This window comes from Photobacterium arenosum (genome assembly GCF_014841115.1).
GTDB lineage: Bacteria > Pseudomonadota > Gammaproteobacteria > Enterobacterales > Vibrionaceae > Photobacterium > Photobacterium arenosum.
The window spans coordinates 228061-242162 of record NZ_JACYTP010000003.1; the positions used below are offsets into that span (position 1 = coordinate 228061).

General features: G+C 50.2%; 14 protein-coding genes, 1 riboswitch and 1 other annotated feature. Of the genes, 3 read left to right on the forward strand and 11 right to left on the reverse strand.

The window, feature by feature from the left end:
* Positions 1-11: 11 nt before the first annotated feature.
* Complete coding sequence (locus IFO68_RS06970; RefSeq protein WP_192015227.1) at positions 12-983, forward strand: lytic murein transglycosylase; 972 nt, start codon at positions 12-14, stop codon at positions 981-983.
* Positions 984-1091: 108 nt separating this feature from the next.
* Here the strand turns inward: IFO68_RS06970 and IFO68_RS06975 are convergent, their stop codons facing one another.
* Positions 1092-1484 carry an H-NS family histone-like protein gene (locus IFO68_RS06975; RefSeq protein ID WP_027253473.1) on the reverse strand — a complete coding sequence of 131 codons (393 nt, stop codon included), beginning with the start codon at positions 1482-1484 and terminating at the stop codon, positions 1092-1094.
* A 374-nt stretch (positions 1485-1858) separates the two neighbouring features.
* A riboswitch (Lysine riboswitch) is annotated at positions 1859-2038 on the forward strand.
* A gap of 105 nt (positions 2039-2143) precedes the next feature.
* On the opposite strand from IFO68_RS06975, the gene IFO68_RS06980 reads away from it, so the two are divergent.
* Together IFO68_RS06980 and IFO68_RS06985 are read left to right on the forward strand one after the other, a co-directional pair.
* Complete coding sequence (locus tag IFO68_RS06980; RefSeq protein ID WP_192015228.1) at positions 2144-3730, forward strand: Na+/H+ antiporter NhaC family protein; 1587 nt, start codon at positions 2144-2146, stop codon at positions 3728-3730.
* A 186-nt stretch (positions 3731-3916) separates the two neighbouring features.
* A complete protein-coding gene (locus IFO68_RS06985; protein ID WP_192015229.1) occupies positions 3917-4519 on the forward strand; it encodes a thymidine kinase in 603 nt (200 codons plus the stop codon).
* Between the two features lie 80 nt (positions 4520-4599).
* Here the strand turns inward: IFO68_RS06985 and hisIE are convergent, their stop codons facing one another.
* The 10 genes from hisIE to IFO68_RS07035 all read right to left on the reverse strand — a co-directional run bounded on the left by hisIE (position 4600) and on the right by IFO68_RS07035 (position 13810).
* Positions 4600-5232 (reverse strand): bifunctional phosphoribosyl-AMP cyclohydrolase/phosphoribosyl-ATP diphosphatase HisIE, encoded by a 633-nt coding sequence (gene hisIE, locus IFO68_RS06990; RefSeq protein WP_192015230.1) that lies wholly within the window; start codon positions 5230-5232, stop codon positions 4600-4602.
* Positions 5229-6002, reverse strand: a complete 774-nt coding sequence (gene hisF / locus IFO68_RS06995; RefSeq protein ID WP_192015231.1) for an imidazole glycerol phosphate synthase subunit HisF — start codon at positions 6000-6002, stop codon at positions 5229-5231. The genes hisIE and hisF overlap by 4 nt, the downstream gene beginning before the upstream one ends.
* Positions 6003-6015: 13 nt before the next feature.
* On the reverse strand, positions 6016-6750 hold the full coding sequence (gene hisA, locus IFO68_RS07000; protein WP_192015232.1) for a 1-(5-phosphoribosyl)-5-[(5-phosphoribosylamino)methylideneamino]imidazole-4-carboxamide isomerase: 735 nt from the start codon (positions 6748-6750) through the stop codon (positions 6016-6018).
* Between the two features lie 17 nt (positions 6751-6767).
* Complete coding sequence (gene hisH, locus IFO68_RS07005; protein ID WP_192015233.1) at positions 6768-7400, reverse strand: imidazole glycerol phosphate synthase subunit HisH; 633 nt, start codon at positions 7398-7400, stop codon at positions 6768-6770.
* Positions 7400-8470, reverse strand: a complete 1071-nt coding sequence (hisB, locus tag IFO68_RS07010; protein WP_370630657.1) for a bifunctional histidinol-phosphatase/imidazoleglycerol-phosphate dehydratase HisB — start codon at positions 8468-8470, stop codon at positions 7400-7402. Before hisB ends, hisH begins: the two co-directional genes overlap by 1 nt.
* A gap of 17 nt (positions 8471-8487) precedes the next feature.
* Positions 8488-9543: a histidinol-phosphate transaminase gene (hisC, locus tag IFO68_RS07015; RefSeq protein ID WP_192015234.1), complete on the reverse strand. Its 1056-nt coding sequence runs from the start codon at positions 9541-9543 to the stop codon at positions 8488-8490.
* A 1-nt stretch (position 9544) separates the two neighbouring features.
* Positions 9545-10861: a histidinol dehydrogenase gene (gene hisD, locus IFO68_RS07020; RefSeq protein WP_192015235.1), complete on the reverse strand. Its 1317-nt coding sequence runs from the start codon at positions 10859-10861 to the stop codon at positions 9545-9547.
* Positions 10862-10866: 5 nt separating this feature from the next.
* On the reverse strand, positions 10867-11763 hold the full coding sequence (hisG, locus tag IFO68_RS07025; protein ID WP_192015236.1) for an ATP phosphoribosyltransferase: 897 nt from the start codon (positions 11761-11763) through the stop codon (positions 10867-10869).
* Positions 11764-11810: 47 nt separating this feature from the next.
* Positions 11811-11950: a sequence feature (His leader region), on the reverse strand.
* 156 nt (positions 11951-12106) lie between these two features.
* Positions 12107-12595, reverse strand: a complete 489-nt coding sequence (locus tag IFO68_RS07030; RefSeq protein WP_192015237.1) for a YchJ family protein — start codon at positions 12593-12595, stop codon at positions 12107-12109.
* Positions 12596-13810 carry an EAL and HDOD domain-containing protein gene (locus IFO68_RS07035; protein WP_192015371.1) on the reverse strand — a complete coding sequence of 405 codons (1215 nt, stop codon included), beginning with the start codon at positions 13808-13810 and terminating at the stop codon, positions 12596-12598.
* Positions 13811-14102: the final 292 nt, after the last annotated feature.

Below are 14102 nucleotides of genomic sequence, written 5' to 3' on the forward strand. Positions count from 1 at the left end.
AAAGGGTGGATATGCGTAAGCAATGGGTAGCTGTCTTTGTGTCCTTAGGACTAGGCCTTGCATCACCGATAGTATCGGCTGATGAAAGTTTTGATAATTATGTCTCCGGGCTAAAACAAGAAGCACGTGAGAAGGGGATAGATGATTCGATTCTTGAGTCCGCCTTCGCTGATGTCACATTCATTGAACGTGCAGTTAAAGCTGATAAAAATCAGCCAGAAAAGAAGTTAACACTGGATGAATATTTACCTAAAGCTGTTCCCCAGTGGAAAATTGAACAGGCGAATAAGTATTATCAGCAGCATAAAACGGCACTGGAGCGAATCGGGCGTCAGTATGGTGTTCAGCCCAGGTTCATCGTGGCATTGTGGGGCGTGGAAAGTAATTTTGGTCGCTTAACCGGCTCGTATAATGTCATTGAAGCGTTGACGACGCTTGCTTATGAAGGTCGCCGTGAAGCCTTCTTCCGTGAGCAGGTCATGGCGGCTTTAACTATTTTACAGCAAGGCCATATTACTGCAGCGGATATGAAAGGCTCCTGGGCCGGTGCCATGGGGCAGCCTCAGTTTATGCCGACCTCATACCTGACCTTTGCTGTTGACGGAAATGGCGACGATAAAGCTGATATCTGGAAAACGGAAGATGATGTTTTTGCTTCTGCGGCCAACTACCTGAGTAAATCAGGTTGGGATGACAAATACACATGGGGACGCCAGGTACGTATTCCAGATAGGTTGAGCGATACCCTGAAAGGTGTGGAATCCCAAAAGATGAAAACGTTGTCTGAGTGGGATCAACTGGGTGTGCGCCGTTTGAATGGCACTGCGCTACCTAAGGTAGATATCAATGCATGGCTGGTGCAACCAGACGATAATCATGGCAGAGCTTACTTAGTGTACGGTAATTACCAAACATTACTGAAATGGAACCGGTCGCATTATTTTGCGTTAGCCGTCAGTACACTGGCAGACAGTATTCGGTAGCTGCGGATTTAGCTGAACAAAAAACGATATGCGTTATTAATTGCGAATAATAAAAAACCCGGTAGCAATGCCGGGTTTTTTGATCTGGTCTTGATCAACCTTGTTTGATCAAAGCTTGAAGTCGTCCAGAGATTTACCTTCATCCAGTGCTTTTTTAAGAGCGCTTGGCGTGCGGCCTTGGCCTGTCCAGGTTTTCTCTTCACCGTTTTCATCGATGAACTTGTATTTAGGCGGGCGAGCTGCACGCTTGGTTTTTGCTTTACCAATGTTTGCCATCAGTTCTTCAGGATCAATACCATCAGCCAGTAGCATATCTCGGTATTGCTTCAGTTTTTCTTCGCGCTCTTTTTCTTTCGCGATTTCTTCCGCTTCTGATTCTTCACGTTCATCAACCACGGTCTGAAGTTTTTCCAGGGCTTCTTTCAGTTGCTCCAGTGAATATTCACGAGCAAGTGCACGAAGACTACGAAGGTTTAATAGCGCTTTCATTGCATCAGACATTTCAAATTTCCTGTTGGCGTTATACTAATTATTAGTGAATCACTTTATATCTGCAATAGTAATACTTTTTAAACCCAACTGCCAAATAAAATTGTTAGTTTGCATTATTAATCAGGCGGTTTTTTATACTTGAACTTTATCTTTGAACAATGAAAGGCGGCACCATTCGTTTTTTTGCTTGTTAATAAAATGGGGGAGTACGAATATTTTAACTTGCTGTAATGCTAATAATTTCATATTCATTTACAGTGCGTTTTGGGCGCAAATGTAAGTAAATACAGAAGATTAGTGCAGTAGTATTAACTCAAAGTAGCAGATATTGGCTTTCTGTAGTTGCAAATCAGATAACAAAAAGTAGAATACGCGATTCCTTGACTAAGGGTAGAGGTGCATTATCTATCAGTAACTGGCGGGAGGTGACCCCGAGGAACGTCAGTGAAAGGAGCTAATGCCGAAGTAAGGCTGGTCTGTCAAATCACCTTGCTGGGGTTGTCACTGAAAGGGACAACACTGCCATAGTAACTTACAATTAACTATGGAGCGCTACTGTGGGGTCGGGAGGGGCATCAGTCTCTTTCCTATATCGCTTCCCATCACGGTTGACATCGGTACCGTGTTTAACAGTAGATCTCCAACCACGATCGGTTGTAGTAGAGATCATGAACCTAGTAGATTTTTCCCAATCCTCCATTTCCATTTTACCGCCACTCGTGGCGTTAAGCCTTGCTATTCTTACTCGACGAGTGCTTCTCTCGCTGGGTATTGGCATTTTGATCGGTGCGTTATTGCTGACTGATTTCAGTATGTTCAATACTGTCTCTTATTTGAGAAACAAAATTGAAGGGCTGTTTATAGATGGTGACAGCATCAATACCTGGAATATGAGTATTGTTGCTTTCTTGCTTTTATTAGGCATGACCACAGCATTACTGACGCTCTCTGGCGGTACGCGTGCTTTTGCACAATGGGCGCAAACTAAGATTAAAAGTAAACGCGGTGCAAAACTTTTAGCGGCTTTTCTTGGCGTGTTTATTTTTGTTGATGATTATTTCAACAGCTTGGCGGTTGGTTCGATTTCCCGGCCAGTCACCGACCGCTTTTATGTTTCCCGCTCAAAACTGGCTTATATTCTGGACTCCACTGCCGCACCTATGTGTGTACTGATGCCTGCATCCAGTTGGGGGGCATATATCATTACAGTGGTGGGGGGTATTTTGGTTTCACATGGTGTGACTGAATATTCTGCGTTAAGCGCCTTCATGCAATTGGCACCTATGAATTTTTACGCTGTGTTCGCGCTGCTGATGGTATTTGTTGTTGCCTGGTTCCAATTAGATGTTGGTTTGATGAAGAAGCATGAAGTTCAGGCCAGTCATGCTCGCGGGTTTGACAATGAAGAAGTTCATGCCGAAGCCAAAGATTTGAATGACGAACTTGAAATAGAAGAAAGTGAAAATGGAAAAGTGGGCGATCTCATTATTCCTATTCTGGTACTGGTGGCAGCCACATTATTCTTCATGATCTACACCGGTAATCAGAGTTTGCAGGCTGACGGTAAACCGTTTTCTATTCTTGGCGCATTTGAGTCTACCGATGTTGGGGCCTCTTTGTGTTACGGCGGTCTGCTGGGGTTATTATCGGCACTGGTTGCCGTTGGACGCCAGGCTATTCCGGTAAAGCACATTGCGCATGCTTTATGGATTGGTGCGAAATCCATGTTCGGTGCCATTCTTATTCTGTTTTTTGCCTGGACAATCGGTAGCATAATCAGCGATATGGCAACAGGTAAATTCCTGTCGACTTTGGTTCAGGGCAATATTAACCCTGTCTGGTTGCCTGTGATTCTGTTTCTGCTGGCCGGTATTATGGCTTTCTCGACCGGTACGTCCTGGGGCACCTTTGGTATTATGTTGCCGATAGCCGGCGATCTGGCTGCGGCAACTGACATCAGCCTGATTCTGCCTATGCTCAGTGCGGTACTGGCTGGTTCTGTTTTTGGCGATCACTGTTCACCTATTTCAGACACCACCATATTGTCTTCAACGGGGGCACGCTGTAATCACATTGACCATGTGTCGACACAGTTGCCTTACGCATTGTCCGTTGCACTCGTTTCTGCGGTAGGCTTTACCGTGTTAGGGATGACAGAATCTCTGGCGGTGTCTTTTGTGGCTGCGACAGTCGCTTTCTTACTGGTTTGTGTATCCCTTGCCTGGATTGCCAAACGCCCGCTGAAAGGCGCGTAAGAGCAGCTTAGCCATCGTAGAAAGATGGCACTGAACCGGCTTAGTCTGCACTGAGCCGGTTATTTATCTCTGTGTACAGTCATTCATCGTAAAGTGGTCTCACCGCATGAAGCCGGGAGCCAGACTTCCAATTCGCATTCTTCTTCGGTAGCATCTTGCGATATTCAGAGTGATGCGGAAAGCCTGATGGCGCAAATGTATTTTTATTACTCGGCGATGAATGCCGGGAAGTCGACGACGCTGTTGCAGTCGTCTTTTAACTATCGTGAACGCGGCATGTCGCCGGTAATTTTTACCGCAGCCATTGATAACCGGTTTGGTCAGGGTAAGGTCAGTTCCAGAATTGGTCTGTCTGAAGAGGCTGAACTGTATAGCCCGGAAGATAACCTGTGGGATAAGCTGTCTCAGATGAACAGCTTGTCACGAGTGGATTGCGTGTTAATGGATGAATGCCAATTCCTGACGAAAGATCAGGTTCACCAGTTGACTGAAGTGGTTGATAAACTGGATATTCCTGTGCTTTGCTATGGCTTGCGTACCGATTTTCGTGGTGAGCTGTTTGAAGGTAGTCAGTACCTGCTGGCCTGGGCCGATAAACTGGTCGAACTGAAAACCGTTTGTCATTGCGGCCGAAAAGCGAACATGGTGATTCGCCATGATGCGTCAGGTAAAGCCATTGCGGATGGCGATCAGGTTGAAATCGGTGGTAATGACAGATACGTATCAGTTTGCCGGAAGCATTATAAAGAAGCGATGGGTCAAGCTCGTCAGGCGGCGAAAAGCGCCTGATAAAGCCAGCGTAATAATGGAAATGAAATAAAAAAGGAAGCTGCTGAAGCTTCCTTTTTTAATGGGGTTTGTCGCAGGCTTTAGCCTTTATGCCTTTCCTGCAGTTTGGCAATCACATCAGACAGGCTCAGACCCTGATCCTGAAGTAACACTATCAGGTGATACATCAGGTCGGCTGATTCGGAAATTACCTCCTCTTTGTCACCCGCCGTTGCCGCAAGCGCGACTTCAACGCCTTCTTCGCCCACCTTCTGCGAAATCCGCTTGGTGCCACGAGCGTAAAGGCTGGCAGTGTAAGAGGACTCAGGATCGGCGCCTTTGCGGGCTGCCAGCACTTGCTCCAGTCGGTGAAGAAACACCAGATCGGGGGCGATGGCTGTGTCTCCGCTGTCTGTGCTGCCCTTGTCGAAACAGGTGGTTGTACCGAGATGGCAGGTGGGGCCAACAGGCTCGGCGCTGACCAGTAGGGTGTCCTGATCACAGTCGAGCTGAATTTGTTTGAGTTGCAGCACATTGCCGGATGTCTCGCCTTTAGTCCAAAGACGTTGTTTGCTGCGTGACCAGAAAGTCACCTGCCGGGTATTCAGCGTTTTGCTGAGTGCTTCATCATTCATGTAGCCCAGCATCAGTACCTGGCCGCTGCGGCTGTCCTGCACTACGGCGGGGACCAGACCGTCGACCTTGTCCCAATTAATTTCACTGCTCAGGCTCATAGTCGGATCTCCACCTGTTGTTGTTTGAGGTATTGCTTGAGTTCGCCAATATTAATGATTTGCTTGTGGAAAACAGAGGCGGCGAGGGCGCCGTCAACTTTGGCGATAGTAAAGGCATCGGCAAAATGCGCCATTTCACCGGCGCCGCCGGAGGCAATAAGCGGCACTTTGCAAATGTCACGCACCAGATTCAGCTGAGTCAGATCATAGCCCTGACGAACACCATCCTGGTTCATCATGTTCAATACGATTTCACCTGCCCCGCGGCGCTGCACTTCCTCAATCCAGTCAGCGGTTTGCCACTGGGTGACCTGGGTGCGGCTTTCATCACCGGTGAACTGGTAAACCTGATACTGACTGGTTTTGGCATCAAAGTAAGAATCGATACCCACCACAATACACTGCACACCGAATTTATCTGCCAGCTCAGTGATCAGCGCAGGGTTGGCTAACGCCGGCGAATTGATAGAAATTTTATCCGCGCCAAATTGCAGTATTTGCTGGGCATCGTCGGCTGATTTAATACCGCCCGCGACACAGAACGGAATATCGATGACTTCAGCGACACGTTCGACCCAGCTTTTGTCAACGACACGGCCATCGCTGGACGCTGTGATATCGTAGAAAACTAACTCATCGGCCCCTTCTTCCGCGTAGCGTTTTGCCAGCGGAACGATGTCACCGATAATTTCGTGATTTCGGAACTGGACACCCTTAACGACCTGGCCGTCACGGACATCCAGGCAGGGAATAATGCGTTTTGCTAACATGTCAGGCTCCTTGTCACTCGTTCCAGCAGGTAAATGCCTGCTCTGCGGTAAATTTACCGTCCAGCAGGGCACGGCCGACAATCACGCCGGCAACGCCTGAGCCTTTCAGTGCAGCAATGTCATCCAGTGATCCGATACCGCCGGATGACTGGAACTGAACGTCCGGGTATTGCGCACATAAGTCGCGGTACAAATCGACATTAGAGCCAGCCAGCGTGCCGTCGCGGGAGATATCCGTACACAGAACATGTTTAAGGCCCACGGTGCGGAAGTCTTCAATCAGGGCTTCAATGGTGACGCCTGAATCTTCCTGCCAGCCGGAGACGGCCACTTTGCGCTGGCCGTTGTCATCGATGTTGACGTCCAGCGCCAGTACGATGCGCTCCGGGCCGTATTTTTCCATCCAAGCCTTAACAACTTCCGGTTGTTTAACCGCGGTTGAACCAATCACAACACGCTGCGCGCCGGCATTCAGTAAGTCGGCAACATCTTGCTCGCTGCGAACGCCACCTCCAATCTGGATATTGGCAGGCGTGCTGGCCAGCAGGGCACGGATTAAATCGAGCTGGCGAGCAGAGGTGTCTTTCGCGCCGGTCAGATCAACCAGGTGCAGCCAGTCAGCCCCTGCCTGATGATACAGCGCAAACTGTTCTGCGGGGTTTACTTTATACTCGGTTACCTGACCGTAATCGCCCTGAAACAGGCGGACGACCTGGCCATCTATTAAATCGAGTGCGGGAATAATCATAACCAGTCCTTGTCGTCCTACATATCGAGAAAGTTTTGAATCAGTTGTGCACCGGTTTTACCGGAACGTTCAGGGTGAAACTGCACACCGTAGTAATTACCGCTTTGCACTGCGGCAGTAAATGGCTGGCCGTATTCACAGCTGGCTATCGTTCTGCCTTGCTCGGTGTTAAACGCCGGCATGGCGTAGCTGTGGACGAAATAGAAATAACTGCCAGCAGGGATGCCGTTAAATAATGGGTGGCCCTCTTCCGGAGTAATGGTATTCCATCCCATGTGCGGTAAGGGCAGCTCACCGGTGCGCATTTTCTGCACCGGTGCCGGACAAAGCTTCAGACAGGGCACGCGTTCTGTACCATTCAGGCCTTGTTCTTCTGAGTAGTCACCCAGCAGCTGCATGCCCAGACAGATACCCAGCAAGGGTTTGTCGACCTGGCTGACCAGTGTGATTAGGTCGCGCTCGGCCAGGTTTTTCATAGCCTCGCTGGCGGTACCTACACCGGGCAGGAAGAGTTTATCTGCCGCCAGTACAATCTCAGGATCCCGGCTGACGGTCACCTGATAACCCAAACGCTCAATGGCAAATCGCACGGATGACACGTTGGCGCACCCTGTATCAATGATGACAACTTTCTGAGTTGAATCAGTCATTACAGCACCCCTTTACTGCTCGGCAGCTCGTTGCCTTCCACTTTAATGGCCTGGCGCAAGGTACGGCCAAAGGCTTTAAACAGGCTTTCAACGATGTGGTGATCGTTGTTGCCATCGGAAGAAAGGTGCAGCGTGCAGGCCAGTGTATCGGTCAGGGAGCGGAAGAAGTGCGGGACCATTTCCGTTGACAGATCACCGACGTTTTCACGGCTGAACTTGGCATCGAATTTCAGATAGGGGCGGCCGGATAAGTCCAGCGCACACTGAGCCAGGCATTCGTCCATTGGCAGGCTGAAGCCAAAGCGGCCGATGCCGCGTTTGTCGCCCAGCGCTTCTTTCAGCGCCTGGCCCAGTGCCAGTGCGGTGTCTTCCACACTGTGGTGGTCATCAATGTGCAGGTCGCCATCCACTGTCAGGATGAGCTGGAAGCCGCCGTGAGTCGCAATCTGATCCAGCATGTGATCGAAAAAGCCCAGACCGGTCTGAATCACGTTGCCGCCGGACTGATCCAGATTGACCTTCACTCTGATGTCGGTTTCTTTGGTCTTGCGGACCACTTCGGCAATGCGGGGACGGGTGGTGAGATCGGCCACTATCTGCTGCCAGTTCAGGCTTTCACGCTGGTACTGGATACCCCGGATAGCCATGTTGCCGGCCAGTTGCAGATCGGTTTGGCGATCGCCGATAACCGCAGAGGTGGCAAAATCGACACGGCCTTGTTGCAGGTAGTCTTTGACCAGGCCGAGCTTGGGCTTGCGGCAACTGCAGTTGTCGTGTTCAAAATGCGGGCAGATCAGCACATCATCGAAGCGAACTCCCTGAGACTCGAAAATGGCCATCATCATATTGTGCGGAGCATCAAAGTCAGCCTGCGGGTAACTGTCTGTGCCCAGTCCGTCCTGATTGGTCACCATGACCAGTTTATAGCCTGCATCCTGCAGTTTTAGCAGGGCAGGGATGACGAAGGGCTCCAGCTCAAGTTTGTCCAGCCGATCGACCTGGAAGTCTACCGGCGGTTCGGCAATCAAAGTGCCGTCGCGATCAATAAAGAGAATTTTTTCCTTGCTCACAATAGAATCCTTCCAAATTACGAAATCTTTTCCAGCTGAGTGCGGATGAAGGCCAGGGTCTTCTCGCATTCATCCCGGCTGCCAATACTGATACGGATACAGTTCTCGATCGGAGAGCGGCGCAGAATAATGCCGTTATCCCACAGGGCTTTGAACATGGCATCACCGTCAGGAAAACGTACCAGCAGATAGTTACCATAGCCGTCGTATACCGTCACACCCGGTAACATACCTAGTCCAGCTTGCAGGTAAGCACGGTTTGCGCTCAGGTCGAGCACCTGAAATTTGGTTCTGGCCAGACCGGCGGGCGACAGTGCCTGGACTGCAATATCAGCCACAGGGATAGGTACAGGGTAAGGTGCAATGACTTTTAGCAGTAAATCAATCACCACTGAGTTGGCCAGTGTGAAGCCACAACGCAGGCCAGCCAGGGCAAAGGCTTTAGACAGGGTACGCAGGATCACCAGATTCGGGAACTGCGCCAGCAAATCAACCGTGGAAGCTTCCGGACAGAAATCGATATAGGCTTCGTCCATCACCACCAGGGCTTTGTCTTGCGTCATGTTCAGCAGCGTAATAATGTCATCACGGCGAATGAGGTTGCCGGTCGGGTTGTTAGGGCTGCAGACAAAGACCAGTTTGACACCGTCCAGGTTATCGGCAATCGAAGGTAAATCCAGCTGCCAGTCAGCGGTCAGCGGTACCTGCTTGACCCCCACATCAAAGGTCTCGGCACTGATGCTGTACATGCCGTAAGTCGGCGGGCAGTAAAGAATGCTGTCTTGCTTAGGCTCACAGAAAGTGCGGACCAGCAACTCAATGCCTTCGTCAGCCCCACGCGAAGTCAGCACCTGGGATTTATCGACACGCGCATAATCGGCATAGGCTTGAATCAGCGCTTCTGGCTGGCAGGAGCTGTAGCGGTTCAGGCGGTCACACTGAATCTTGTATTCATTGACGAACGGCGACTCGTTGGCATTCAGCCAGATGTCACCACTGCCGCCAAGGCGGCGGGCAGACTGGTATGGCGTGAGTTCGCGAACGGTTTTACGAGCCAGTAATTCAGGGTTCATCTTAAGCCTCTTTCAACGTCGATGAGCGTGATTGTTTGATTTTTTCTACCCGGATGCTGACGGCACGGCGGTGTGCGTCCAGACCTTCTGCGGTTGCCATGGTTTCCACCGTCGGCGCCAGTTCCAGCAGGCCATCGGCACTGAGCTCCTGCACCGTCATACGCTTGGTAAAGTCGGCCAGACCCAGGCTGGAATACGTTTTGGTATAACCATAAGTAGGCAATACGTGGTTGGTGCCTGAGGCGTAATCGCCTACGGATTCCGGCGACCAGTGCCCCAGGAAAATCGAGCCGGCGTTATCCAGCAGAGGCACTAAATCACGCGGGTTACGGGTCTGAACAATCAGATGCTCAGGTCCGTAGTGATTTGAGATAGACACGCACTGAGTGATGCTGTCGGCAATGATCATCAGGCTCGATCCGAGTGCCTGGCGGGCAATATCGGCACGGGACAGACTGCTGAGCTGTTTTGCAATGGCGTCAGCGACGCGGTCGGCAATACTTGGCTCAGGGGTGACCAGCACAACCTGTGAATCTGGTCCGTGCTCAGCCTGACTGAGCAAATCAGCAGCGATAAAATCCGGTTCAGCGCCACTGTCGGCAATGACCATGACTTCAGACGGGCCGGCAGGCATGTCAATGGCGGCGCCATTAAAATCATTGCTGACCTGACGTTTGGCCTCGGTAACAAACGCATTACCGGGGCCGAAAATTTTGTCGACTCTGGATACTGATTCGGTGCCGTATGCCATGGCGGCGACAGCCTGCGCACCACCGGCATTGTAGACATCGGTAATGCCGCACAGTTGGGCGACATACAGAATCTCATCGGCGATAGGCGGGGGCGAACAAAGCACCACACGCCGGCATCCGGCAATTTGTGCCGGCACGCCCAGCATCAACACAGTCGACGGTAAGGGGGCGCTGCCTCCCGGAATGTACAGACCCACGGCATTAATGGGCCGGGTGACCTGCTCACAGATAACACCGGGTTGTGTTTCAACCTGCAGTGGCTTGGTTTTTTGCGCTTTATGGAACTTGGCGATGTTGGCGTATGCCTGTTGCAGTGCCTGTTTCATGTCCTCAGACAGTCTGTCAGCGGCGGCCTGAATCTCTTCCTGGCTGACTTTGATTGATTCCGGGCGGACTTTATCGAATTTTTCTGCCAGCTCCAGCAAGGCCTCATCACCGCGTTCGCGAACATCTGTAATGATGTCTTTGACAATTGCCGTCACATTCTCGCCTGCTGTGATGGCCGGGCGTTGCAGTAATGATTCACGCTGCTGTTCACTCAGAGATTGCCATACAACCGTCTTCATGGTGCTTACTCCATCATTTTCTCAATTGGCAGAACGAGAATTGAGCTGGCGCCCAGCGCTTTCAGTTGTTCCATGGTTTCCCAGAACAGATTTTCTGAGCTGACAAGGTGAACGGCGACGCGGCTTTTGTCGTGAGACAGCGGCAGTACGGTAGGGTCTTCCGCGCCAGGCAGTAAGGCTGTCACTTGTTCCAGGCACTCAGTCGGTGCGTGCAGCATGATGTATTTCGACTCTTTGGCCTGAATCACACCTTGCATACGGGTTAACAGACGCTCGATCAACGCTTGTTTGTCGGCGCTGAAATCACCAGAACGCTGAATCAGTACCGCTTTAGACTGCAGGATCACTTCGACTTCTTTCAGGCCGTTGGCCTCGAGTGTCGCACCGGTGGAAACCAGGTCACAGATGGCATCGGCCAGACCGGCACGTGGTGCAACTTCGACTGAGCCATTGAGCATGCAGGTGCTGAATGTCACACCCTGCTCTGTCATGTAGCGCTTCACCAGTTGTGGATAGGTAGTGGCAATGCGCTTACCTTGCAGATCTTGCGGACCTAGGTATTCCTCATCTTTATCAATCGCAATAGACAGACGGCAGCCACCGAAATCCAGGCGACGCAGCATCTCGTAGTGGCTGGGTTCACCCCGCGCCGCACGCTCAAGCCCGACTTCTTCCAGTTCATTTTCACCAATGAAGCCCAGATCAACGACACCATCCATAATCAGGCCGGGAATGTCATCATCACGAACCAGCAGCAGGTCGATGGGCATGTTTTCACAGTGAACCACAAGGCGCTCACCGATCAGATTGAATTTTACACCGCAGCGCTTCAGGAGATCTTTACATTCAGTGCTCAGTCGTCCTTTCTTCTGGATAGCAATGCGTAGTCGTTGTGTTTGCATGATGACATTCCCTATATGCTTAATTTATCTTTTAAATTCAGTGCTAAAACGAAAAACCCCCGGAAGATTTCTCTTCCGGGGGTCTGAATGCTGCTTATATGTAGCGACCGCTGGAAGAGGCGAATTGTCGTCTTCCAGAGTGAGGCGTATCCTCCTGAAAGACTAATCAGGATGATGATGGTGGTGTAGGTTTACCATTTGGATACGCATAATTATGTACTCTGTCTAAATCATTATTGACTGTGGACTTGTTATTCACACTAACCAAGCTGCGGCGGTTTTGCAATAGTTAATTAGTACATTTTGGAAATTTCTTTGTGCTGAATGCCACACGGGGATTAGCTTACATACAGCATTTTTTAAACTTCTTGCCGCTACCGCACGTGCAGGGATCATTCCGGCCCACTTTCAGCGGTTCGGTTGCTTCCGGATACTCGCCGTCGATATAGAACCATTGTGGGATGTTTCCGATCATTTCACGTAAAAATCGTGACTTTTCGTGCAGGCAATATTCTTGGTTTTCGTCACGGTAAAAGGCTTTGAATTCGACATAGCCTTGGGTATCGCTGGCGATCTGGCTACTGACGACCTCAAGCCCAAGCCATTCACTATTGATGGAGTCTGCGATGGCGTCGCGATATTGTTCTGCCTGACAACTGGGGTGGTAAGTCGCGACGACAAAATCGACCAGTCCCAGAACATGCGCGCTGTATCGGGCGCGCATGAGCTGTTCAGGATGCAGGGCCATTGATGGATTCTGGTGGACAAGCTGGCAGCAGCTGGATAAAGGTTGCTGGCTGCCACAAGGACATAATTGTGTGTTTGTCATCATTTATTGCAGTTCTTCTATGCTGGTCACCCATTCTAAAGATTCCAGGTAGCGGTTCGCAACATGTTCACTCTCCAGACCCAGTTTAGAGCACATGCTATCCACCTGATCCCAATCGGCATGATCATAGGCGCACACCAGTGACAGCAGGTATCCCAGTTTTCCGCTGCGGTGAATCAAGGCGTCCTGAATGCTGATATCGAGCGGCAGCATAGGAATCAACACATCGAGCGGCTGATCAAGCAGTGAATCCAGCATCGAGAAAAGCCCCGTCAGAAAAGCACGGTTGCCATTTAATTTCGGGGAAATGTCAGCGGCCAGCAGTTCGCACAGATGGGCCCGTTGCAAAGACAGGCAGTAGAGTGATGACGGCTTGTCACGGGTAACGTGTGAGGTTGCCACAAAACTGATAAAGCGGCGAAGCCTTTCTTCCCCCAGATAAATGAGTGCCTGCTTGAAGGAGGAAATGGGCACAGCACGGTTTGAGGTGATGGCATTCACATGGCGTAATAACTTGTACGATAAGGACAAATCGGTCGCAATGATCTCCTCCGCCTCATCAAAGTTCACCACATCCTGACAGATCTGCTGGTAGAGCCTCAGCGTCGTCAGCGCCGAAGGGCTGAGTGTCTTTTGCTGCATCATTTCGGGCTTGCTGAAGAAATACCCCTGAAACAGATGAAATCCCGCCGCTTTGGCTTCTTTGAATTCGGCGTAGGTTTCCACTTTTTCAGCCAGAAACTGAATTGGCTTGTCTTTGTGGCGGCGAATAAAAAATCGCGCTTTATCAATAGGCGTCAGTTGTAAATCAAATTTAATGATGTGGACGAAAGGCAAAAACCGGTTCCATTCTACGCTCGGGTTAAAATCGTCCAGTGCTATCTGGTAGCCACGCTGATAAAGGTCTTTAACCGTTTCCAGAAGCGTGTCTGAGGGGGTGCAGTCTTCCAGCACTTCAATTACAAAAGTATGGGATGGAAAAAGAAGAGGTGTACCTTTAAGCAGGCTTTTTTCAGGAAAGTTGACAAAGGCGAGTTTGCCGCTGCATACATCGTTTGAACCGTTAGAGAAGAAATTGTTCAGTAACAAGCGATTTGTTGCCTCTTCGGGCGGCACATCCGGGAAACAATTTTTGGGCCCGTCGCGAAAGAGCAATTCGTAGCCAATAGTCGTTTTTTCGCGATCTAAAACGGGCTGCCGGGCAAGATAAGAATACATGATATCAGCACTGTTTATGGTTATCGTTGTGTTGGCGAGGGCTTGCATTGCCAGTGATTCTCTTTGGTGAATAGTCCGCATGACAGGAGTGAACCAGTATATTACTAATAATTATCACCGTTGCGTAACATTAGCAGTAGAATTTTCCACTGGTTGTGACCTTTCGCTGAGAAATTGCGCGGCTTGTGATCTTAAGCCCAAAAGATAAGATTGATAAGTAAAAGTAATGCCCGGTGTCGACCCGAATTCAGCCTCAGGTTATGAATCACCGGGTTGTGTGTGAGTGTGAGTA